Annotated in this window: 16 protein-coding genes; 6 read left to right on the top strand and 10 right to left on the bottom strand. The window is 71.8% G+C overall.

From position 1 onward, the window contains the following. Positions 1–282: 282 nt before the first annotated feature. The 4 genes from hpt to dacB form a co-directional block, all read right to left on the bottom strand. A complete protein-coding gene (gene hpt / locus AB0J66_RS24400) occupies positions 283–858 on the bottom strand; it encodes a hypoxanthine phosphoribosyltransferase (protein WP_364664635.1) in 576 nt (191 codons plus the stop codon). A gap of 138 nt (positions 859–996) precedes the next feature. Beyond that, positions 997–1,929, bottom strand: a complete 933-nt coding sequence (tilS, locus tag AB0J66_RS24395) for a tRNA lysidine(34) synthetase TilS (RefSeq protein ID WP_364664632.1) — start codon at positions 1,927–1,929, stop codon at positions 997–999. After that, positions 1,930–2,991 (bottom strand): zinc-dependent metalloprotease, encoded by a 1,062-nt coding sequence (locus AB0J66_RS24390; protein ID WP_364664630.1) that lies wholly within the window; start codon positions 2,989–2,991, stop codon positions 1,930–1,932. A gap of 54 nt (positions 2,992–3,045) precedes the next feature. Further along, positions 3,046–4,407 carry a D-alanyl-D-alanine carboxypeptidase/D-alanyl-D-alanine-endopeptidase gene (gene dacB, locus AB0J66_RS24385; RefSeq protein WP_364664627.1) on the bottom strand — a complete coding sequence of 454 codons (1,362 nt, stop codon included), beginning with the start codon at positions 4,405–4,407 and terminating at the stop codon, positions 3,046–3,048. A 2,757-nt stretch (positions 4,408–7,164) separates the two neighbouring features. Between dacB and AB0J66_RS24380 the strand changes: the two genes are divergently transcribed. Beyond that, positions 7,165–7,668 carry an inorganic diphosphatase gene (locus AB0J66_RS24380; RefSeq protein ID WP_360247293.1) on the top strand — a complete coding sequence of 168 codons (504 nt, stop codon included), beginning with the start codon at positions 7,165–7,167 and terminating at the stop codon, positions 7,666–7,668. A gap of 59 nt (positions 7,669–7,727) precedes the next feature. Here the strand turns inward: AB0J66_RS24380 and eccD are convergent, their stop codons facing one another. Next, complete coding sequence (gene eccD / locus AB0J66_RS24375; protein WP_364664625.1) at positions 7,728–9,164, bottom strand: type VII secretion integral membrane protein EccD; 1,437 nt, start codon at positions 9,162–9,164, stop codon at positions 7,728–7,730. Positions 9,165–9,270: 106 nt separating this feature from the next. On the opposite strand from eccD, the gene eccCa reads away from it, so the two are divergent. Both eccCa and mycP read left to right on the top strand, forming a co-directional pair. Continuing rightward, on the top strand, positions 9,271–13,242 hold the full coding sequence (gene eccCa, locus AB0J66_RS24370) for a type VII secretion protein EccCa (RefSeq protein ID WP_364664623.1): 3,972 nt from the start codon (positions 9,271–9,273) through the stop codon (positions 13,240–13,242). 191 nt (positions 13,243–13,433) lie between these two features. After that, on the top strand, positions 13,434–14,618 hold the full coding sequence (gene mycP / locus AB0J66_RS24365; protein ID WP_364664762.1) for a type VII secretion-associated serine protease mycosin: 1,185 nt from the start codon (positions 13,434–13,436) through the stop codon (positions 14,616–14,618). 4 nt (positions 14,619–14,622) lie between these two features. Here the strand turns inward: mycP and AB0J66_RS24360 are convergent, their stop codons facing one another. The 5 genes from AB0J66_RS24360 to AB0J66_RS24340 form a co-directional block, all read right to left on the bottom strand. Next, positions 14,623–15,801, bottom strand: a complete 1,179-nt coding sequence (locus AB0J66_RS24360; protein ID WP_364664621.1) for a MarP family serine protease — start codon at positions 15,799–15,801, stop codon at positions 14,623–14,625. Between the two features lie 34 nt (positions 15,802–15,835). Continuing rightward, positions 15,836–16,525: a CoA pyrophosphatase gene (locus AB0J66_RS24355; RefSeq protein WP_364664619.1), complete on the bottom strand. Its 690-nt coding sequence runs from the start codon at positions 16,523–16,525 to the stop codon at positions 15,836–15,838. Then, positions 16,522–17,064 (bottom strand): TlpA disulfide reductase family protein, encoded by a 543-nt coding sequence (locus tag AB0J66_RS24350; protein ID WP_364664616.1) that lies wholly within the window; start codon positions 17,062–17,064, stop codon positions 16,522–16,524. Before AB0J66_RS24350 ends, AB0J66_RS24355 begins: the two co-directional genes overlap by 4 nt. Beyond that, complete coding sequence (gene nth / locus AB0J66_RS24345; protein ID WP_364664759.1) at positions 17,061–17,789, bottom strand: endonuclease III; 729 nt, start codon at positions 17,787–17,789, stop codon at positions 17,061–17,063. The genes AB0J66_RS24350 and nth overlap by 4 nt, the downstream gene beginning before the upstream one ends. Positions 17,790–17,885: 96 nt before the next feature. Further along, positions 17,886–18,902 (bottom strand): CapA family protein, encoded by a 1,017-nt coding sequence (locus AB0J66_RS24340; protein ID WP_364664613.1) that lies wholly within the window; start codon positions 18,900–18,902, stop codon positions 17,886–17,888. Between the two features lie 379 nt (positions 18,903–19,281). Here AB0J66_RS24340 and AB0J66_RS24335 point away from each other — a divergent pair, with 379 nt between their 5' ends. The 3 genes from AB0J66_RS24335 to AB0J66_RS24325 all read left to right on the top strand — a co-directional run bounded on the left by AB0J66_RS24335 (position 19,282) and on the right by AB0J66_RS24325 (position 23,400). Beyond that, positions 19,282–19,959, top strand: a complete 678-nt coding sequence (locus AB0J66_RS24335) for a Crp/Fnr family transcriptional regulator (RefSeq protein ID WP_020515203.1) — start codon at positions 19,282–19,284, stop codon at positions 19,957–19,959. A 154-nt stretch (positions 19,960–20,113) separates the two neighbouring features. Beyond that, positions 20,114–21,397, top strand: a complete 1,284-nt coding sequence (locus AB0J66_RS24330) for a carboxyl transferase domain-containing protein (protein ID WP_364664609.1) — start codon at positions 20,114–20,116, stop codon at positions 21,395–21,397. Further along, entirely contained in the window at positions 21,394–23,400 is a 2,007-nt protein-coding gene (locus tag AB0J66_RS24325) for a biotin carboxylase N-terminal domain-containing protein (protein WP_364664606.1), read from the top strand. The genes AB0J66_RS24330 and AB0J66_RS24325 overlap by 4 nt, the downstream gene beginning before the upstream one ends. Positions 23,401–23,445 lie beyond the last annotated feature (45 nt).

Raw genomic sequence — 23,445 nt, 5'->3', positions numbered from 1 at the left:
CTCCTGATCGGCGTCCTGGTCACCTCAACGGTGCCGCCCACCGGCGGCTTGCCGGTCCGATACCCCGCCCAGTGACTTTCGAAATCCAGCGACGGTGAATCGTCCCGGCCCTCCGGCGCAAGGTGTGACTGCGCCGTCGGTCACTCGACGGTACACCGTGGGTGCCGGTCGCGAACCCGTGAGCCCGCTGGCCGGACACCTCGTGGCCCCCGCCCGTTCAGCGAGCTTTCGGAGCAAAACCGCCCATAAAGACGGATTTCTGAGAAGAGGCTGAGAAACGGTTCAGCTACGGGCGTACACCTCGGGCTTGAGTACCCCGACGTACGGCAACTCGCGGTAGCGCTCGGCGAAGTCCAGACCGTAGCCGACCACGAACTCGTTCGGGATGTCGAAGCCCACGTACTTCACCGGGACCTGCACCTTGACCGCGTCCGGCTTGCGGAACAGCGCGACCACCTCGACGCTGGCCGCCGAGCGCGACTGCAGGTATTTCATCAGCCACGACAGCGTCAGACCGGAGTCGACGATGTCCTCGACCACGACCACGTGGCGGCCGGTGATGTCCCGGTCGAGGTCCTTGAGGATGCGCACCACGCCGGAGGTGGTGGTGCCCTGCCCGTAGGAGGAGACCGCCATGAACTCCATCTCGGTGGACGGACCATGGTGGCCCAGCGCCCGCGCGAAGTCAGCCATGAACATGACAGCGCCCTTGAGCACGCAGACGAGCAGGATGCCGCCCTCCGCGTCCGCGTGGTCCGCGGAGACCTGCTTCGCCAGCTCGCCGATCTTTTCCCGGATCTGCTCCTCAGAGATGATCACGTGGTCGATGTCGGCGTCGTACCAGGAGCCATCAGCCATGGCACCAGCGTGCCGCATGCAGGTTGCCGGCCGGCGCACGGGGCGGCCGCCAAGTCGGCTCTAACCGCAGGAAAACCCCCGGTTCGGGGCAGTAGGACCGACGAATCGGACATGCCTAGTGATGACTCTCACAGACTGTCAGGACACCCGAACGAGTGCTCCCCGGTCACGAGCCACCTGTATTCCGCCCGGTAGATACACCGGGCCCTGCCCGCGCCAGGCCGTGACAAGGGCGTCCAGCGCCTCCACGTGACGATGCGACAACGCTCCGCCGGGCGCGCCTAGTCGCAGCGCCCAGGAGTGCAGCACCCTTTTCCGGATGGCCGGCCTCAGCCCGGCCAGCGCTTCCACGGTCATCTCGCCCGAGAAATCCCCCGCGAGGGCATCCAGCGCCTCGTTGTCCTGCCCGATCTGCCCGGCGGACCGGGCCAGATTGGCCACCACGGCCGGCCCCAGCGCCTCCACCAGGGCGGGCAGAGCCGACCCGCGCACCCGGGAGCGCGCGAAAGACGGATCCGAATTGTGCGGGTCCTCCCAGGGAGCCAGCCCCAGCTCCACACAAGCCTTTCGGGTGTCGGCCCGGGCGACATCCAGCAAAGGCCGGCGGAAGAGGCCCTTCACGGCCGGCATTCCGGACAGCCCTCGCGTGCCGGCGCCGCGCGCGAGCGCCAACAGAACAGTCTCGGCCTGGTCGTCGCGCGTATGACCCAACAGCACCGCCACGGCCCCATGGCGCTCGGCCGCCGCGGTCAGCGCCTCATAACGAGCCGCCCGGGCCGCCGCCTCAGGACCACCCGGCCGTCCCGCCACCGAGACAGTGGCCACCTCGACTGGGGTGAACCCCGACCTCTCCGCCCATAGAGCGACGTCGGACGCCCGCCCGGCCGAGCCGTCCTGCAGCCCGTGATCAACCGTCACGAGCCCCACGGCGCGGCCGACAAACCGGGCGGCCGCCGCCAGGGCCAGTGAATCGGCCCCACCCGAGCAGGCCACGAGGACCAGGCCGGAGGCCGGAAGAGCCCGCCGCACGGCCAGCCGCACCGCGGCCACCGATGGCGGGATCCGCGCCACCTACCCCCCGATCGCCGGCTGCGAGCCGTGCACGCGGGTCACCCACGCGTCCGGGTCGCCGAGCTCGTCGAGCCGGGGCAGGGTCAGCGGCGAGTCGAAGATCTTGTTGAAGCCGTCCATGCCGACCCGCTCGACCACGCCGTGCACGAACTTGCGGCCCTCCGCGTACTGCCGCATCTTGACCTCGATGCCGAGCAGCCGGCGGATCGCCTTCTCCAACGGGTTGCCCGTCTCGCGGCGACGGTTGAACTTGGCCCGGATCGCCTCCACGCTCGGAATGACCTCGGGGCCGACGCCGTCCATGACGAACTCGGCGTGCCCCTCGAGCAGCGTCATCAACGCGGTCAGCCGGTCGAGCACGGCCTTCTGCCCCGGGGTCTGCACGATGTCGAGCACCGACGAACGCGACTCCGGATCGCGCAGCGCGTCCGACAGGGTGGCCACGCCGCGGCGCAGCCGCTCCAGGATGTGCTCGCTGCTCTGCGACGCGTCGACGAAGGCCTGCACCTCACCGAGGAAGTAGCCGCGCATCCACGGGACCGCGGTGAACTGGGTGCGGTGGGTGACCTCGTGCAGGCAGACCCAGAGCCGGAAGTCGCGGGGGTCGGCGCCGAGCTTGCGCTCGACCTCGACGATGTTCGGCGCGTTCAGCAGCAGCTGGCCCGGGTTGCCGGAGAAGACCTCGTACTGCCCCAGCACACGGCCGGAAAGATAAGCGAGGATGGTGCCGGCCTGAACGCCGGTGACCCGCGAGCCGATCGCGTCGGCCAGCCCACCCGGCTGCTTGTCACCGGAGAGCCGGGTGACCAGCGGGATGATCACCTGTTTGAGACCCTCGATGTTGACGGCCGCCCAGTCCTTGCGGTCGACCACCCGGACCGGCGGGACCTCGACCTGCGAGCTCAGACCGGTGTACGCGGCGACGTGGCCGGCCGCCTCGTCGGTGAGCGCCCGCAGCTCGGAGACCACCGCCATCGCATCGTCGTAGGAGACCGCGGGCCCGGATTTCGACAGCGCGCCAGCGGTCGCGGCGGCCAGATCCCAATCAACGAACTGCGCCATGCACCCCACCGTACCCGCGGATTTCCAGCACCCACCTCAGGTAAAACCCCGAGATCAGCACCCGCAGGTAACAAGCCGCGCGGGTACCTTGTCGAGCGCCGCCCGCGCCGTCACCGCGTTCCCCGACCCGCTCGCCATGATCGCGAAGACCAGCAGCCGCCCGTCCCGGGTGGTGACCACCCCGGCCATCGTGTTCACCCCGCTCAGCGTGCCGGTCTTGGCCCGTACGACGCCCTGGCCGATCTGGTTGGCCTGGGGCGCCACGAAGCGCTTGGTCATCGTCCCCGACCACCCCGCCACCGGCAGCCCGCCGAACATCGAGCTGACCGACGGCTCCCGCCCACTGGCCGCGAGCGCCAGCAGCTGGGTCAACATCGTCGGGCTGATCCCGTTCTTCCGGGACAGCCCGCTCGCGTCGTACAGATCGGCCTCGTCCGACGGCAGCCCCATCTCCTGCATCTTCTTCACGATGGCATCGGTCGCCCCGTCGAAGGTGGCAGGCTGCCCCGCCGCGAGCGCCACCTGCCGCCCGAGCACGTCGGCCATGGTGTTGTCGCTCTGCTCAAGCATCCAGTCGGTGAGCTGCACCATCGGCGGCGACTGAACCACACCGAGCGCCGCCCCCGCCGCCGGCGCTTTGCCCCTCTTGACGGTGGAAACCGGCACCCCGAGCAGCTTCGCGAAGGACCTGCCGGCCGCGATCGCCGGATCCGGAGACCGCGGATCCCCGCCGAACTCGTTGTGCACCGGCTTGATCCGCCCGGCGTTGGTCATCAGCGGCTGGATCCGCGACACCTGCCCACCCGGCGAGATGTCGGAGGGATCCCACCCCACGGCGGTCTCCGGGCCACTGAACAGCGACGTATCGACGGTCACCTTCGTCGCCGTGGCCGCCCCCAGCGCCTTCTTGACCTGCGCCGCCAGCTGATCGAGCCGGGCCGCCCCCGGGAACTGCCCCTTCGCGTCGACCGACAGCGACGGATCCCCACCCCCGACCAGCACCACCTCGCCCGGCGCGCTCCCCGCCACCGCCCGCGTGCTCAGCCGGTAGGCCGCCCCCCGAGCCGACAGCACAGCCGCCGCCGTCAACAGCTTGGTCGTGGAGGCCGGCGTCGTCATGGTGTCCGCGTTGCGGGCATAGAGCACTTCATCCGAGGCCACATCCAGCACCCGGACGTGCACCTTGGTCCCCAGCGCCGCCGACCCCACCAGCGGATCGAGCGCCTTCTTGACCCCCGCCGCCGTCAGCGCCGTCCCACCCCCGGCCGCCGCCGCCAGCACGGGCGTCGGCGCCGCCTCAGGCGTAGGCCCAGCCGTGGTCGGCGCCGCACTCGGCTCCGCCCCCAGCCACCCCTCGACCGGCCCCGGCCGCACCACAGCGACAACGCCGACCACCGCCATCAGCGCGACAACCAAGGCGACAACCCATGCCGTACGCGTCCTCCGGCGCCCACCCGGCTGCTCAGGGCCCCCTCCGTCGCCGCTCACGGCCGCCGGGCGCGCTACCGCCCGAAGAGCCGGCTCGAACCCTTTCGCCTCCGCCGGCGGCTCACCACCGGCAAGCTCGCCCCCGCGCGCCACATGCGCCGCAAGATCAACGGTCTCCCCGCCCACGACCTGCGTAAGGTCTCCGGCCCCGCCCGGCTCCGAGCCCGGCGATCTGCCGCCATACACGCCACCGGCCGCCGGCCCTGACTCCTGCGGCTTCCCGCCATAGACATTGCCGCCCGGCCCAGCACCGGCATCGCCGGCCACCGAAGCCCGATCCTCGACCCCCGGCCCCGATCCCCGCGTGGACCCCGATCCCCCGGCCGCCGACGCCGCGGCACCGGCCGTCGACGCCGCGGCACCGGCCGTCGAGGCCGGGACACCGGCCGTTGACGCCGGGACACCGTAAACACCCGACTCCAACGCCCGCGCCGGCCCGCTGGAACCAGCGCCACCCTGCTGAGGGCCGTGACCCGCGCTGCCCTGCTGAGGGCCGTGACCCGCGCTGCCGGCCGCTTGCCTCTGGTCCGCCTGCGCCGTCCCACCATCGCCACCCGCACCGGGCGCCGATCCGGCGAAGGCCCGCGGCGATCCGCCGTAGACAACACCCTGCTGGACGCCTTGGCCCGAACCCCCAGTGCCTGCCTTCGGCCCCTCGCCATCGCCCACGCGCGGGGGCTGCCCTGACGAGCTCGGGGGCGCCTGACCGCTGTCCGCCCGCGCCGGCCCGCCATGACCCACACCCGGCGGCTGCACTGACAGGTCCCGGGGCGCCTGACCGCTGTCCGCCCGCGCCGGCCCGCCATAGACGCCCGCACCAGACGGCCGTTCCCCGGCGGCCTGCTGACCATCAGGCCGCGCCTTCCCGCCACGGGGCCCGTCATTGGAGATCAAGTCCCCGAGCGCCTGCGCCGCACTGCCGAAAACCCCGGCGCTTGCCGACGACCCAGCCGAACTCGAGCCACTACCAACCGGCCCAGCCGAAGCCGAGCCACCACCAACCGGCCCAGCCGAAGCCAAGCCACCACCAACCGGCTGAGTGGGCCCGCCGTAGACACCCCCGCCCCCAGGCGCGGATGGAGTCGGTCCGACCTGGGCCGGTTTCTGCCCCTCGGCTCGGTCCGGCCCGCCCGCGTGATCGCTTTGACTACCGCCTGCGCTCACCGGCCGCCCATAAACGCCCGCTCCCGGCGCCGTCTGACCGACCGCCGCGGAGCCAGCCGCATTGCCGCCCGGTGCCGTCTGACCGATCGCCGCGGAGCCATCCGCGTTACCGCCCGGCGCCGTCTGGCCGGCGGACGAGAGCTGGGACTGCTCCGCGAGGCTCTGCGATGCCGCCGAGCCAACCGGGGCAGACGGGGCAGACGGGGCCGGGACGCCATGGACGCCGGATCCGGGGACTTGGCTTTCGGGCCCTCCCGACGATTCTTTCGCCGCCCGCGCCAGTTGCCCGGTCCGGGAGTGACTTCCTGCCTTTTGCCCGGTTTCCGCGGCGGCGGAAGTTGTCTGCCCGCCGGCGCCACTCGCCGCACCGGCGGACGATCCCTGCGCCCCGAAATCACCTGCCGCATCAGGCCGTCGAACGGCTTTCGCCGGCGTTTCCGGTCCAGCCACGTTCGACGTGGCCGCCGGCTGCCCATATGTCCCGCCGCCCGGCGAGCCGGGCCTCGACGAATTGCCCGGGGCCGTGGCCCACGGCCCTTGTGCTCGCTCCGCCGAGCCCGCGACCGCCCGCCCGACGTTCCCAGCCGACCCCGACCCGCCGGGATGCGAGGTCGCAGCGCGATCATCCGCCGCCGGCTGATCGAACCCACGAGCCGCGGAGCCCGCGACCGCCCGCCCGACGTTCCCAGCCTGCTCCGACCCGCCGTGATGTGAGATCGCGGCGCGATCATCCGATACCGCCGGCTGGTCGAACCAACCACGATCCGCAGAGCCTGACCCAGAACCGGACGCGAAGCCACCCCCCTGCCCAGCCAGAGACCCACCGGGCGGCCGAGCAGCGGAAATGCCGGGCTCCCCAGCCGCCCCACCCGCCTGTCCAGGCGCGGAGCCACTCGCCGGCACAGACGCAGAACCACCCGTCACCGTAGGGGCGGAACTACCTGCCTGGCCGGAAGGGGAAAGGCCCCGCTCACCGGACGGGGAAGCGGCGGGCCGCTCGGGCGCGGAATCGTCCTCAACCATCGGAGAGCCCGCCGCGCGTTCGGCGGCGGGCCGGGCGGCGGAGGTCAGGTCCGTGGCGGGTTCGGGGGCCTGGTCATGCGGCTGCACCTGTCGATCTTCCGACTCGGTGGGCGCGGTGGGCGCTTCTTGTCGCATATCCGGCGTCGGCTCCGCTCGTACCGGTGACGGCACTGCGGGGGATAAATGCGGATTAGAGAGTCTATTGGGGTGGTCGATATCGCCATTGTCCGGCGGAGTGGGCGAAGTGACGTTGCCGCCCTCCGCCGGCGGGTTACCGTTTTTGGGGTCGTTCTGCGACTCGGACACGCCGTCGTACCCGGGTCCGTCGTGTGAATCTTGCCTCCCCACGAGGCCCTCCTAGTACGCGGCGTCGGACTTAGGGGAGACTAGCGACATCCGGCACACCGTCGCGCGCGGATCCTGTCGGCCCGTTCCGGCCGCAGTTCACCGCCCGCCGGACCGGTCTTCTCTTCAGCGGGCGAACAAGGGAGCAGATAGATGGATTTCGACGTATTGGTTGAGATCCCCAAGGGCCAGCGCAACAAGTACGAGGTCGACCACAAGACGGGTCGCATCCGGCTGGACCGGACGCTCTTCACCGCGACGCAGTACCCGGCCGACTACGGCTTCATCGAGGGCACCCTGGGCCAGGACGGTGACCCCCTGGACGCGCTCGTGCTGGTGCAGGAGCCGACCTTCCCCGGCTGCCTGATCCGGGCCCGGGCGATCGGCATGTACCGGATGACCGACGAGAAGGGCCGCGACGACAAGGTCCTCTGCGTCCCGTTCGAGGACCCGCGTCAGGAGCACCTGCGCGACATCCACCACCTGGGCGAGTTCGACCGGATGGAGATCCAGCACTTCTTCACGGTCTACAAGGACCTGGAGCCCGGCAAGTCGGTCGAGGGCGCCACCTGGACCGGCCGGGTCGAGGCCGAGGAGGAGATCCGGGCCTCGTTCAAGCGGGCCGAGGCCGCGGAGGCCGAGGGCCTCGAGCACTGAAGCGCCTGATGATCGCCCGTTGATGGGTGGCCGCTCAAAGGCGGCCGCCCATCAAGCTTTCAGAGGCTGATATTTCCGACGGCGTCGTACAAACCGACGACCGCGCAGGCCACCGGGATCACCGACACCACGACAAGGGTGTCCAGCAGATCGGCGGCGCGGCCGAGATAGGGCGACGGCGGCTTGCGCGAATAGGTCGCCCCAGCCACCACGGTGATCAGCGCGAGCGCCAGCGCGGCCGCGGTCAGTCCGAGCAGCACCGCCGGGCTCGCCCCGCGCAGCAGGTCAAACCCGAGCGCCGCCGCGCCGGCCAGCCCGCCCACGACCAGCGGCACCCGCTGGCGCAGCGTCACGAACAGCCGCGACCTCAGCAACAGCGCCGCGGCCGAGACGATGATCAGGATCCGGGCCGAGAGCGTGCCCGCCACGGCCAGCACGCCGAACGCCGCCACCGCGAGGACCGCGTGCCCGAGCAGCATGCCGGCCAGCAGTTCCTCGGTCCGGGTCACGGCCGCGAACACCGTCGCCCGGTCGGGCCGGTCCCGAGCCGCATCCAGCGAGCGCGAGCTCGCCGTCGCCCCGGTGAACCCCTCGGCGGCGTCGGCGCCGGTCGGCAGCGTGACCGGCGGGGTCGGCATCTTGCCGAACCGGATCGCCAGCAGCGGCAGCACACCGATGCCGCAGACCAGGGCCGAGATCAGCACGGCGGCCGCGCCGGACGCGGTGGTGACCATGGCGACCAGCGCGGTCAGCGCGCCGAACAGCCCGATCACGCCGCCGGCCGTGAACAGGCGCAGCGACGCCGCCACCCCGACCCCGCCCAGCGCCGCGACCAGCAGCAGCGCCACCGAGCCGGCCAGCAGCTCGGAGCCGCCGAGCCAGGGCAGCAGTCCGAAGACACCGACCCGGTCGTCGGTCGCCACGAGCACCGCTCCGCCCGCGAAGGCGTACGGCATCGCGTAGGCCCCCAGGGCGGCGCCGGCGCGCGCGTCCCCGTACGCCCGGGAAGCCGTGACCCCGGCCAGGGCGAGCACGACGGCCAGCCCGAGACCGGCGTAGGCCGCCCCCGGCCAGCCGGGACCGGCCGCGAGGACGGCGATCAACCCGACCGCCAGCAGGATCCCGGCCGCGACCAGGGTGGCGGTGCGGGTGGAGGCCGGCGTCCAGGCGCTGCCCCGGCGGCGGGCGCCCTCGGCGATGGCCTCGACCACGTCGTCGTACTCGAGCTCGGGCCACTCGTCGTGGGCCGGCACGAGGTGGAGCACCTCACCGTCGCGTACGCCCTGGGGGAAAAGGCCCTGGCTGGTCGCGAGCGCGACCCCGTCGGTGCGGCGGAGCACCCACCCGCCGTGTTTCTCCCCGTCGTCGGCGAGGCCCTCGCCGGCGTGCCGCAGCACCTCGGGCAGCAGTTCGGCCAGCGCCACGTGCTCGGGCAGCGCGACATCGATGCGGCGTTGCGGCGCACTGATGGTGACGCGAGCCAGCCCGATACTCATGGGTTTGACCCTTTTCCATAGGTGAATGCGGTGGCTAGCCGACTTTACCTACGATGGGCCACAACGGGGACAGCCACGCTTGTGGATGAAAGGGTTACATAGCGGCATGAGTACGGTGGTGATCAAACGGTCGGCTCGGCGTCCGGCGCCGGAGATTCCGACCGGGGAGATCGCTGTCGAGCCGCCGCCGGAGATCCCGCAGCAGGCCGGCGGGCGCTGGCAGCAGGCCATGATGGCGCTGCCGATGCTGGGCGGCTCGGTCGCCATGGCCATGATGATGGGCCAGGGGCGCGGCGGCGCGTACTCCTATGTGATCGGTGGCCTGTTCGGCATCTCCTCGATCGCCATGCTGACCACGAGTTTCGGCGCGAGCGGCTCGCCCAAGAAGGCCGAGATGATGGCGGCCCGCCGCGAATACCTGCGCCACCTGTCGGGCCTGCGCAAGCGCGTCCGGGAAACCGCCGACAAGCAGCGGATCGGCCTGCTCTACCGCCATCCCGACCCGACCAAACTGTGGTCCACGGCGAACAGTCACCGGGTCTGGGAGCGCCGCACCAACGACCCCGACTTCGGTGTCGTACGCCTTGCCGTCGGCCCGCAGACCCTCGCCACACCCCTGATCCCGCCGGTCACGCGGCCGCTCGACGAGCTGGAGCCGATGACCGCGGGCGCGCTGCGGCGCTTCCTCGACGCGTACTCCGTGGTGCCCGATCTGCCGGTGGCCGCCTCGCTGCGCGGCTTCGCCCGCGTCTTCATCCGGGGAGAGAAGCACGACCTCATCCGGGGCGAGAAGCACGACCTGACCCGCGCGATCGTCTGTCAGCTGGCCACCTTCCACGCGCCGGACGACCTGATCGTCGCGGTCTGCGCCGGCCCCGAGCGGCGGGCCGACTGGGAGTGGATCAAGTGGCTGCCGCACAACCTGCACCCGGCGCGCACCGACGCGCTCGGCCATGTGCGGCTGGTCGCCAGCTCCGGGCCCGACCTGGAGAAGCTGCTCGAGGACGTGATCGGCAACCGGCCCCGGTTCAACCCGATGGGCGCGAGCGTCAGCACCCCGCACGTGGTGATCGTGCTCGACGGGGCCGACCTGCGCGGCGCGACCCAGCTCGACGACGGCATCGACGGCGTGACCGTGCTCGACCTCGACGAGCAGCCGCCGCGCCTGCTCGACCGGTCGCTGCTGGTGCTCGAGGTCGCCCACGCGGGCGGCCGGCGGGTCCTGAACACCTACTCGATGGAGCACGAGGCGGAGGTCGGTACGCCCGACCGGCTCACCGTCGAGCAGGCCGAGGCGGTCGCCCGGCGGCTGTCGCCGCTGCGGCTGGCCGCGATGTCGAAGTCGTCCGACACCCCGCTCTCGGCCGAGATGGGGCTGGCCGACCTGCTCGGGATCGGCGACCCGGAGACGTTCAGCGTGGCCCAGGCCTGGATGCCGCGGCCCAACCGGGACAAGCTGCGGGTGCCGATCGGCGTGGGGGCCGACGGCAGCCCGATCGAGCTCGACCTCAAGGAGTCGGCCCAGGACGGCATGGGCCCGCACGGCCTGCTGATCGGCGCCACCGGCTCGGGCAAGTCGGAACTGCTGCGCACGCTGGTGCTGGCGCTGGCCACCACGCACTCGTCGGAGACGCTGAACTTCGTCCTGATCGACTTCAAGGGCGGCGCGACCTTCGCCTCGCTCGACCGCCTGCCGCACACCGCCGCCGTGATCACCAACCTGGCCGACGAGCTGCCGCTGGTCGACCGCATGGTCGACGCGATCGACGGCGAGATGATCCGGCGGCAGGAGGTGCTGCGCAAGGCGGGCAACTACGCGAGCCTGCGCGACTACGAGAAGGCCCGGGCCGGTGGGGCCGCGTTGCCGCCGCTGCCGTCGTTGCTGGTCATCTGTGACGAGTTTTCCGAGCTGCTCTCGGCCAAGCCCGACTTCATCGACCTGTTCGTCCAGATCGGACGGCTGGGCCGCTCGCTCGGCGTGCATCTGCTGCTGGCCAGCCAGCGGTTGGAGGAGGGCCGGCTGCGCGGGCTCGACACCCACCTGTCGTACCGGGTCGGCCTGCGGACCTTCTCGGCGCTGGAGTCACGCGCGGTGCTGGGTGTTCCGGACGCGTACGAGCTGCCGCGCTCACCCGGTCACGGCTATCTCAAGTTCGGCACGGAGCCTCTGTTGCGCTTCAAGGCGGCGTACGTCTCGGGGCCGTTGCGCAAGGCCGGCACGCGCGCCGCCACCGGTGGCGCCGGGGCCGACCCGCAGGTCCTGGCGTACTCGACCCGCTATGTCCCGGCCCCCAAGCCGGTGAAGCCGGTCGAGCCGCCGCCCGAGTCCATCCCGGCCGGCGAGAGCGTGCTCGACGTGATGGTCGACCGCCTCGGCGGTCAGGGCCCGCCGGCCCACCAGGTGTGGCTGCCCCCGCTGACCCAGTCGGCGGCGCTGGACGAGCTGCTCGGCCCGGTCGTGGCCGACCCGGCCCGCGGCCTGGCCTTCGCCAACCCCGAGCTGCACGGCGCCCTGCAGGTGCCGATCGCGCTGGTCGACCGGCCGCGCGAGCAGATCCGGGACGTGATGTGGCTGCAGCTGGCCGGCGCGGCCGGTCACGTGGCCGTGGTGGGTTCGACGCTGAGCGGCAAGTCGACCGCGCTGCGCTCGATGATCTGCGGCCTGGCCCTGACCCACACGCCGGCCGAGGTGCAGGTCTACTGCCTCGACTTCGGCGGCGGTTCGCTCGGCACGTTGCGCGACCTGCCGCATGTGGGCGGGGTGGCGAGCCGTCTGGACACGGTCGGCGTCCGGCGCACGGTCGGCGAGATGTCCACTTTGCTCAACGAGCGTGAGGCCCGGTTCGCCGCGATGGGCATCGACTCGATGGCCTCCTACCGGCGCCGCCGGGCCAACCCGGCCAACCCGGCCGCCGACGACGACCCGTTCGGCGACGTGTTCCTGGTCATCGACGGCTGGTCGACCCTGCGCAAGGAGTTTGAGGAGCTCGATCCCGTCATCACCGACCTCGCGACGCGTGGCCTGTCCTACGGCATCCACGTGGTGGCCGCGAGCTCACGGTGGATGGACTTCCGCCCCGGCATCCGCGACCTGTTCGGCTCGCGGCTCGAGCTGCGCCTCGGCGACCCCAGCGACTCCTCGATCAACCGGCGGGCCGCGATGACCGTGCCCGAGAAGCCGGGCCGCGGCATCAAGGAGCACCCGACCGACAAGAACAAGGCGCTGCACCTTCTCACCGTGCGGCCCGAGCTCTCCACGATGGCCGACACCAGCGACCTGGTGAAGGAGATCGCCACCAACTGGCACGGGGCGAGCGCGCCCAAGGTGCGCCTGCTGCCGGCCGTCGTGCCGTACGCCGATCTGCACGTGGAGAGCGGCGCCGGCCTGCGCATGCCGATCGGCATCTCGGAGGCCGACCTGCAGCCGGTCGAGATCGACTTCGCCTCGGACCCGCACTTCCTGCTCTTCGGCGACGCCGAGTGCGGCAAGTCGACGTTCCTGCGCACGATGGCCACGACGATCACCAAGCGGTTCGCGCCGGAGGAGGCCCGGATCATCCTGGTCGACTACCGGCGCAGCCTGATGGATCTCCCCGAGTCGGAGCACCGCATCGGCTACGGCATCCAGGCGCCCAAGACGCTGGAGCTGATGCAGTCGGTCGCGGGCTACATGGAGCGCCGCCTGCCCGGCCCCGACGTCACCGCCCAGCAGCTGCGCGACCGGTCCTGGTGGACCGGGCCCGAGTTGTTCGTGCTGGTCGACGACTACGACCTGGTGGTGGCCGGGCCGACCAACCCGCTCACCCCGCTGCTCGAGTACCTGCCCCAGGCCCGCGACGTCGGCCTGCACCTGATCCTGACCCGCCGGGCCGGTGGCGCCGGCCGTTCGCTGTACGAGCCGGTGATCCAGCGCCTGCGCGAGTTGTCGGCGCCGGGTCTGGTGATGTCCGGGCCGTCCGACGAGGGGCCGCTGATCGGGCCGATCCGGCCGGCCCTGATGCCGCCGGGGCGTGGGCGGTTGCTCACCCGGCGTGAGGGCGTCCGCCTGATTCAGCTGGCGCACCTGCCCCCGCACTGAGTCGACCAAGGGAATTAACAGACTGTGGGTGCGACTGGCATAGACCGATCACGACAAACGGGCGCGGTTTCGGAGTAATCTGCATCGACCGTTCCGGACCCAGAATGGCGATGCGATCCGTGAGTGTTGCGAGCCTGAAGTCTCCGCGTGCCCGCCGGCTGCTGGCCGCCGCCGTGGCTGGTGTCTTCGCGCTGGGTGTGGTGCCCGCCTCGCCGGCCTTCGCCGAGCCTGCCCCCTTGTTGTCGGATTCCGTGCGCGACGACGAGTGGCAGCTGGAGACGCTCGACGTCCCCGACGCCTGGACCTATGCCGACGGCGCCGGGGTGACGGTCGCGGTCATCGACTCCGGCGTCGACGCGACCCATCCCGATCTGCAGGGCCAGGTGCTGCCGGGCCGCGATCTGGTCGACCCCGAGGGCGACGGCGACACCGACCTGGTCGGTCATGGCACCACGGTCTCGGCCATCATCGCCGGCCGCAACGACGATCAGAACGGCGTCGTCGGCATCGCCCCCAAGGCCAAGATCCTGCCCGTACGGGTGCTCGACGAGCAGAACCGCTACGACGACGCCCTGATCGTCGCCCGCGGGGTGCGCTGGGCGGTCGACCACGGGGCCCGGGTCATCAACCTGTCGCTGGGCGGCAACGGCAGCAGCGCCGCCCTGGCCGCGGCCCTCGACTACGCGTTCGCCAAGGACGTCGTGGTCGTCGCCTGCACCGGCAACACGAGCGCCTCGTCCGGCACGGATGTGTGGTACCCGGCGCGGGAGCCCGGCGTGCTGGCCGTGGCCGGCACCGAGCGCGACGGCACGTCCCTCTGGTCGGGCTCCATCACCGGCAAGGAAACGGTGGTCACCGCCCCGGCGACCCAGCTCGTGGGGGCCCGGGCCGGCGGCACCTATTGGAAGGTGCAGGGCACCAGCTTCGCCGCCCCGATGGTCTCGGCCACCGCCGCCCTGATCCGTTCCCGCTGGCCCACGATGCCGGCCGGCGAGGTCATCAACCGGATCGTCCGCACCGCGAAGGATCTGGGCACGCCCGGCCGCGACGCCACCTTCGGCTTCGGCATGGTCAACCCGGTGGCCGCCCTGACCCAGCAGGTCCCGGCGGTGCTGGACAACCCGCTGGACACCAATCCGTCGCCCGGCATCGCCCGCTTCGGCAGCGCCCCGGTCCCCGGTCAGGCCCAGTCGGCGCCCGACGCGCTGACCCCGCTGACCCCGCGGGCCGAGGGCGTCGAGTCCGGCGGCGGCGCCGCCCCGATCGTGGCCACCCCGATCAGCTCCCACCGCAACTGGTGGGTCGCCGCCATCCTCTTCCTCGTCTCGGCGGTCGCCGCCCTGTTGACGATCCGCCGCTTCGCCGGCACCACCTGAGGGCTCAGGCGCACTCGCCGGTCTTCACGCCGCGGGTACGGGTGACGCCGGCCGAGGCGACCGGGGCCGCCTCGGCCGCGGTCAGGGCGAAGCCCGTGTTCTTGTCGTCGGCCGCGGCGGCGAAGATGACGCCGACGACCTGGCCGCTCGGGTTGACCAGCGGGCCGCCCGAGTTGCCGCTGCGGACGAGCGACCGGATCGTGTAGATCTCCCGGGTCACGTCGCGGGACTCGTAGATGTCGGGGCCGGTGATGTCGCCGACGTCGCGCACCCGGGCCGACTGGGCGTCGTACGGCCCGTCCTGCGGGTAGCCGAGGACGATGGCGCTGGCGCCGGTGGCCGCCTGCTTCTTGACGAACGGCATCACCGGCGACGTCAGCCCGGGCACGTAGAGCACGGCCAGGTCGCGCTGGGGGTCGTAGACGACCACGGTCGCGTCCTCGCGGCGGCCGTTGACCTCGACCGAGACGTCACGGGTGCCGGCCACCACGTGCGCGTTGGTCATCACCCGCTCGTCGGAGTAGACGAAGCCGGAGCCCTCGATGCGCCGCGAGCAGCTCGGTGCGGTGCCCAGCACCTTGATGACCGAGCGCTTGCTCTTCTGCACCACGGCCGAGTTCTTCAGCGCCGGGTCGGGCGCCGCCACCTGGCGGGCCTGGGTGCGGGCGAGGCCGCCGAACACGTCGGGGAAGCCGTTGGTGTTGAGGGTCTCGCTCAGCGCCGAGGACAGGTCCTGCACCTGCTCGGGCATCAGGTCGTTGACGCCGCGCAGGATGGCGCTGTTGCGGACCTCCCGGTTGAGACCCTCGAACGGGGTGGTGCTCAGCGGCACCGCGATCAGCCAGGCCACCACCAGCACCGACAGCAGCGAGATGACCGCCCCGCCGGCGTCGTCGATCATCTGCAGCGGCTTGTTGGTGATGGCCTGCCGCAGCCTTATCCCGACCCAGCCGGCCAGGGTCAGGCCGAGTACGGCCAGCGCGAAGATGACCACCAGCGAGACCACGAGGCGGGCCCAGTCGTCGGTGAACCGGTCGGCGATCAGCGGGCCGAGCTGGAGACCGATCAGCATGCCGCTGAAGAAGCCGCCGAGCGAGAGCGCGCCGATCACGAAACCCTGGCGGTAACCGCTGATCGCGAAGATCAGCATGAGCACGATCAGGAGGACATCGACCACTGGCACTCACTCAGAGTAGAGGCGCGAGGCCAGCCGGAATTCACGGAAGAACCTCGTCCGGTCCGCCGGCCCGGGTGGCCGGCACCGGCGCGGCCGCGTCCGGCAACTCGAGGAGAGCGCCCGGCTCCCACGGTTTGGTCCAGCCACCCATGTCGAGCAACGTCGAGATCACCCCTGCCGTGAAGCCCCAGACCAGCATCCCCCTGACCTGGAAGGCCGGGCCGACCCAGCCGCTGGGATGCCGCACCCGGATACGGTTCGCGGGGTCGACCAGTTCACCGATCGGCAGTCTTGCCACATGCGCCACCTCGGCCGGCTCCCGCGGGCACACCTCGTGCGGGTGGCGCCACCAGGCCAGGACCGGGGTCACCACGAAGCCGCTGACCGGGATGTAGAGCTCGGGCAGCAGGCCCAGCACCTCGGCGCTGGCCGGGTCGAGCCCGACCTCCTCGTTGGCCTCACGCAGGGCGGTGGCGGGCGGGTCGGCGTCCTCGGGGTCGGTGCCGCCGCCGGGGAAGGCGACCTGGCCGGCGTGGTTGCGCATGGTGGCCGCCCGCTGCAGCACGAGCAGGTCGGGGCCGTCGTCGCCCTCGCCGAACAGCACGAGGACCGCGCTGGGCCGCCCGGCGCCCGCCGGCGCGCGCAGGGGCGTGAAGTCCTCGATCCGGGCCTCGGCGGCCCGGGTCAGCAACGGCTCGAACCAGGACGGCAGATCGGCCGGGCGGCTCACAGCGTCACCTTCAGGCCGAGACGCTTGTCGACTTGCTCGGTGAGCGAGGTGGCGTCCAGCGGCAGGATGTGCACGTACGACTTCCCGTCCGAGTCGAGGAAGACAGTGACCGGCAGGTTGATGCGCGACAGCGCGTGCGGCAGCGAGAGGTCGGCGTCGAAGAGGGTCGGCATGGTGACGCCCTTGTCGGCGGCGAAAGAAGCGCCGTTCTCCCGCTTGTCACCGGCGTCGACGCCGATCACGGTCACCTTCCCGGTCTCGGACAGCTTCTGCATGACCGGCAGCTCGGCCCGGCACGGCCCGCACCAGGACGCCCACATGTTGATCACCGCAGGCCCCTTCAGCGAGCGCAACGACACCGAGGAGTCCCCGGTGAAGCAGGGAAGGGTCAGGTCGGGCAGATCGTTGGGGGCCGTGGCACCCGTCAGGTCGGCACAGCCGCCGAACGGGGAAGCCGAGGCCGAGGAGTCGCCGCAGGCCGCGGTGACAGCCAGCAGCAGCACGATCAGCGGCGCCGCGAGCAGGCGCTTGACCCTCACGGGGCGTCCGGCGCGGTCACCGCGGCGGCCGGGACCAGATCGGGGTCGACACCGGCGGCCACCGCCAGCTCCCGGGCGCGGGGCCCCTTGAGCAGCTTGGCCGCGGGGGCGGCCTCGGTCGGGCCGGTGCCGTAGGACGGGCACATCGCGGCCAGGGTGCAGGCGCCGCAGGCCGGCTTACGGGCGTGACAGACGCGGCGGCCGTGGAAGATCACCCGGTGCGACAGCATGGTCCAGTCGCGCTTCTCGATCAGATCGGCCACCTGGAACTCGATCTTGACCGGATCCTCCTCCCGCACCCAGCCGAAGCGGTTGGTGAGCCGGCGGAAGTGGGTGTCGACCGTGATGCCGGGGATGCCGAACGCGTTGCCCAGGATCACGTTGGCCGTCTTGCGGCCGATGCCGGGCAGCGCCACGAGCTGGTCGAGCTTGTCGGGCAGGACGCCACCGTGATTTTCCACGAGCGCGTTGCCCAGCTTGATCAGCGAGTCGGTCTTGGCCCGGAAGAAGCCCGTCGGGCGGAGCGTGGCCTCGAGCTCGGCCCGGTCGGCGGCCGCGTAGTCGGCCGCCGTGCGGTACTGCTTGAACAGCCCCGGCGTCACCTGGTTGACCCGGACGTCGGTGGTCTGCGCGGAGAGCACGGTCGCCACCGCGAGCTCGAGCGGATTGGTGAAGTCGAGCTCGCAGTGCGCGTCGGGATGCGTCTCGGTCAGGACCCGGGCCATCTTGCGAGCCCGCCTCTTGCGCCCGATGGGCGTCTCCGCCGCGAACCGTTTGCCCGACCGCACCACCAGATCCACCGCTACAGAGTACGTCGCTGCTCACCCGGCCGGCTTGATCGCACCATCCGCACCGATGCGGGCCCCGGTCGACGGGAAGTCGGCCGTGCTGAGCTGCGCCATGATCTTCCGGCTCTGCTCGTTCTTGCTGTCCCGGGTCGGCAGGCCGAGGTCGTTCATGTACGTCGAGAAGAGCTTCCCGCCCGCGTACGACCCGTCCTTGCCCAGCGTGACCTGAAGGATCGCGCCGTACTTGAGCACGCCGGTGCGGCTGAGCGTCTTGCCGCCGCCGGCGAAGTTGCCCAGGCTGTAGGCGATCAGCTTGCCCTTGTAGAACTCCAGGCCGCGGGCCACGTGCGGGCCGTGCCCGACGACCAGATCGGCCCCGGCGTCGATGACCGCGTGGCTGAACTTGATCGGGTCGCCCCGGCTCTCGCCGAAGAACGTCTCGGTGCCCGGCTTGACGTGCTGCTTCTCGGCACCCTCGGCCCCCAGGTGGGCCTGCACGACGACCAGGTCGGCCTCGGCCTTGGCCTGCTCGACCAGGGCGGCCGCCGCGTCGACGTCGTTCAGGTTGTTCAGGCCGGTGTACGGCGCGAAGCCCACCACCGCGACCTTGACGCCCTTGACGTCGACGACGGTGATCTCCTCGGAGTTGCCGGTCGCCTTGATGCCGGCCCCGTCGAGGGCGGCCCGGGTGTTGGCCGCGCCCTTGGCCCCGAAGTCCTTGGCGTGGTTGTTGGCCGTGTTCATCAGCTCGAAGCCGGCGTCCTTGAGGTGCTTGACGTAGGACGGCGGCGAGCGGAAGGCGAAGCAGTTGCCCGACCCGGGCCCGCACTTGGAGGTGCCGGTGTCGTCGGTCAGCGGCTGCTCGAGGTTGCCCATGACGAGGTCGGACTTCAGGCTCGCCTTGACCGAGTCGAAGAAGCCATCGCCATTGTTCGGCGGCATCTTGCTGGGCGCGTTGCTCATCATGATGTCGCCGGTGGCCGACAAGGTGATCGTGTCGGAGGCGGGCGCGACCTCGCCGGATTCTGTGGTCGGCGCCGGTTTCTCCACCGGAGTGCCGGGCTGTTGCCACGCCGTCTCGGAGGAGGACGAAGAGGAGCGGTCGCGGTTCGCAAAAGCGACACCGGCGGCGCCTATACCGGCCAGAGCCGCCAGGACAATCGTGATTGTCAGGACAGGGCGGCCGAAAAGACCCTGCCTTCGATGCGGGGGGTGGGAATTCATCGACCGCGACGATACCGTCGGGCTGCTACGCGGACGACCCGTCGAAAGGCTTGTCGTCGCCCACCTGAAGCGGCGAAAAGCACAGCCTGTCACGGTCGGAACGGTTACCCTGCGGTATTCAGATCGAGGGGTGCCCGCCCGATTCCCGCCCGCGTGCGCCTAGACTGATCGAGCGCAGGCGTTGCGCGTGTTCGGAGGTGCGCAGATGGATGAGGTACTGGCGCGCAGCGGAATCTTCCAGGGTGTAGACCCGGAGGCGGCCGAGGCGCTCGCCAAGGAGATGGACACGGTCGAAGTCCGTAAGGGCGACGTCCTGTTCAACGAGGGCGAGGCCGGTGACAGCCTGTACATCGTGCTGTCCGGCAAGATCAAGTTGGGACGCCGCGCCGCGGACGGCCGGCAGAACCTGGTTTCGATCATGGGACCCTCCGACATGGTCGGCGAGCTCTCCCTGTTCGACCCCGGCCCCCGGACGGCGACCGCGACCGCGGTGACCGACGCCCGGCTGGCCCGGCTCAAGAAGACGTCGCTGCGCCCGTGGCTCAACAACCGCCCGGAGATCGCCGAGCAGCTCCTGCGGGTGCTGGCCCGGCGCCTGCGGCGGACCAACGACGCGCTGGCCGATCTGATCTTCACCGACGTGCCCGGCCGCGTCGCGAAGAACCTGCTGCAGATGGCCGGCCGGTTCGGCACCCGCGACGGTGGTGTGCTGCGGGTCACGCACGACCTGACCCAGGAGGAGCTGGCCCAGCTCGTCGGCGCCTCGCGCGAGACGGTGAACAAGGCGCTGGCCGACTTCGCGTCCCGGGCGTGGCTGCGGCTCGACGGCAAGAGCGTGATCATCCTCGACCCGGAGCGCCTCGCTCGCCGGGCTCGGGTTTAGTGCCCCTGGGCGAAAGCCTCTAACCCCCTGAAAAGGCGACAAAGCCGCGCCTTTCGCATCCGTGTCGCACCTGCTTGACCACTCGTTGTGGAGGTGGTCGAGAGGCACCGGCGGATACGAGAGGCGCGGCTTTGAACATGGCAGGGGTTCCATCGTGAGCGTGCTGGACACTGCCCTCGATCCGCGTACCCCCGGCTATCTCGAAGGTTGCGCCACCGCCATGGATCGGCTGGCCCGGCTCGAGGCCGCGCTGGAGGAAGCCCGGGCCGGCGGCGGCGAACGGGCCGTCACCCGCCATCACGCCCGCGGCAAGCTGCTGCCCCGCGAGCGCATCGAGATGCTGCTCGACCAGGACGGCCCGTTCCTCGAGCTCTCACCGGTGGCCGGCTGGGGCACCGAGTTCCCGGTCGGGGCCGGGGTGGTCACCGGCATCGGCGCCGTCGAGGGTGTCGAGTGCATGATCATCGCGACCGACCCCACCGTGGACGGTGGGCCCGTCAACCCGTACGCGGTGGAGAAGATCCGCCGGGCCGCCCGGATCGCCTCCTGCAACCGGCTGCCGCTGGTGAACCTGGTCGAATCGGCCGCCGACACCGCGCCCGGCGGCCCGCAACCGCGCGGCGGCATCGCCCGCGACCTGAGCCGCCTCGCCGCCGACCGGGTGCCCGCGATCTGCGTGGTCTTCGGGCCGGCCGAGGGCATCGCGGCCTATCTGCCCGCGCTCTCCGACTACACGATCACGGTCAAGCCGCAGCCGGCCCGGGCCACCAAGGACGTCGCCGACCAGCTGGCCGAGGACGAGCGGGACGGGCTGCGCCTGGCCCGCCAGTGCGTGCGCCGGCTCAACTGGCGCAAGCGCGGGCCCCAGCCGCGCACCAGCTCGCCGATCGGCCCCAAGTACGACGCCGAGGACCTGCTCGCGCTGACCGCGCTCCACGACCCGCGGGAGCTGCTGGCCCGCGTGCTCGACGGCAGCGACTTCGACGAGTTCAAGCCCGCGGTCGGCCCGGCCCTGCTGGCCGGCTGGGGTGAGCTGCACGGCTACCCCGTCGGCGTCCTGGCCGCCTCGGGGGCCCCGCACACCCCGGCCGAGACCCAGAAGGCCGTGCACTTCATCCAGCTGGCCAACGCCACCGACACGTCGCTGCTGCTGATCCAGCACGACGAGACCGCCGAGTCGTTCGGCCCGGGCGAGATCGACGCGCTCGCGCACTCCACCGTCCCCCTGTTCGCGCTCAACAGCGGCCGCACCGGCGATCCCCGCTTCGCCTTCAGCTGGCCCGCCGACGGTCCGGTCGCCAACGGCGACGACGACGGCACCATCGACCCCCGTGACACGCGTACCGTCCTCGGACTCTGCCTGTCCGCCGCACACAGCGCGGCCGTCGAGGGCGCCGGGCACATCGGCGTGTTCCGGCCCGGAAAGGTAGACCAGTGATCCGACGCATTCTGGTGGCCGACCGTGGCGAGATCGCCCGCCGGGTGTTCGCCACCTGCCGCCTCGTCGGCATCGAGACGGTCGCCGTCTACTCCGACGCCGACTCCGACGCGCCGCACGTCGGGGAGGCGGACTACGCCGTACGCCTCGACGGCGGCACCCCCCGCTCGTCGTACCTGCGCGGCGACCTGATCATCACGGCCGCCCAGCGCTCGGGGGCGAACGCCATCCACCCGGGCAACGGCGAGCTCGCCGAGGATCCGGATTTCGCCGCGGCCGTGGCCGACGCCGGGATGATCTGGGTCGGCGCGCCGGCCAAGACGCTCAGCATCCTGCGCAGCAAGACCGAGACGAAGACGCTGGTGGCCGAGGCCCGGGTGCCGGTGCTGCCGAGCTACACCGACCCGGCCCAGGTGCCCGGCTTCCCGGTGCTGATCAAGCCGGACACCGGGAACGGCGGCACCGGCCTGCGCGTGGTCCGCGACGTGACGACCCTGGCCGAGGCGATCGCCTCGACCCGGCGGGAGGTGGGCAGCGAGGTCTACTGCGAGCCCTACGTCGAGGACGTACGCCACATCGAGGTGCCCATCCTGGCCGACGAGCACGGCGCGGTGGTGCCGTTCGGCGAGCGCGAGTGCTCGATCCAGCGCCGCTACCAGAAGATCGTCGAGGAGACGCCGTCGCCGGCCGTCGACCCGGGGCTGCGGGAGGAGCTGTGCCGGGCCGCGATCGTCACCGTCCGGGCGCTCGGCTACGTCGGCGCGGGCGCGGTCGAGTTCCTGCTCGACGCCCGCGGCGACTTCTGGTTCATGGAGCTCACCCCGACCCTGCAGGCCGACCACGCGGTGACCGAGTGCGTCTCCGGTTACGACCTGGTGCGCCTGCAGCTGCTGGTCTCCGAGGGCGGGAGCCTGCCGATGCCGGGGCCGCCGCCGATCCGCGGGCACGCCATCGAGGTGCGCGTCTGCGCCGAGGACCCGGCCTACGCCTGGCTGCCGGCCACCGGCACGCTGCACCGTTTCGCCGTGCCGGACGTGGCCAGCCGGTTCCGCCCGCTGCCGGCGCCGGGCCTGCGGCTGGACGCCGGGGTCGAGGACGGCTCGGTGATCTCCGCCCATCAGGACTCCACCCTGGCCAAGCTGGTCGCCTGGGCGCCGACGCGGCAGGAGGCGGCGCGGATGCTGGCCTCGGCCCTCACCCGGTCGCAGATCCACGGCGTGGCCACCAACCGGGACCTTCTCGTCCGGGCCCTGCGGCACCACGCGTTCCGTACCGGTGACGTGGACACCGGCTTCCTCGACCGCCGCCCGGAGGTGTTCGCCCCGCTCCTGTCGGCGGTCGACGCCGTACGCCTGTCATGTCTGGCCGCCGCCCTGGCCGGGGCCGCCGCCCGCCGGGCCGAGGCCGCCGTGCTCGCGGCCGTGCCGTCGGGCTGGCGCAACGTGCCCTCGGGCTCGCAGACGGCCGTCTACGACGGCCCGGCCGGCCCGGTCGAGGTCGGCTACCGGATGAACCGGCACGGCGAGCTGGCCGGCTGGTGGGTCCGGACCGTGGACCCGGAGGAGCTGGACCTGGCCGGGCTGGGCCAGGCCCCGGTGGTCGACGACTACCCGGAGACGGTGGTGGTGCGGGCCGGCGACGGTCAGGTGGTGCTGGACGTCAACGGCATCCGGCTGACCTTCAACGTGCACCGGGTGGGCGAGGTGTCGTACGTGGACAGCCCGGAGGGCTCGGTCGCGCTGCGCGAGCTGTCACGGTTCCCGATGCCGGCCCCCGAGGCGGTCGAGGGCTCGCTGATCGCCCCGCTGCCCGGCGCCGTCCGCCGGGTTCTGGTCGTGCCGGGCCAGCGCGTCCGGGCCGGGGAGCTGCTGCTCACCCTGGAGGCGATGAAGCTGGAGCACCCGGTGCACGCGCCGAGCGCCGGGGTGGTGGCCTCGCTGCCGGTGCACCCGGGCACCGAGGTGGACACCGGCGAGCTGCTAGCGGTCCTCGATCCCGAGTAGGCCGAACAGCCACTTCTTCTTGGTCTGCTTGGCCGTGCGCACGGT

It is taken from the genome of Actinoplanes sp. NPDC049598, assembly GCF_040675435.1.
GTDB lineage: Bacteria > Actinomycetota > Actinomycetes > Mycobacteriales > Micromonosporaceae > Actinoplanes.
This window is presented reverse-complemented; position numbering and strand designations above follow the sequence as displayed.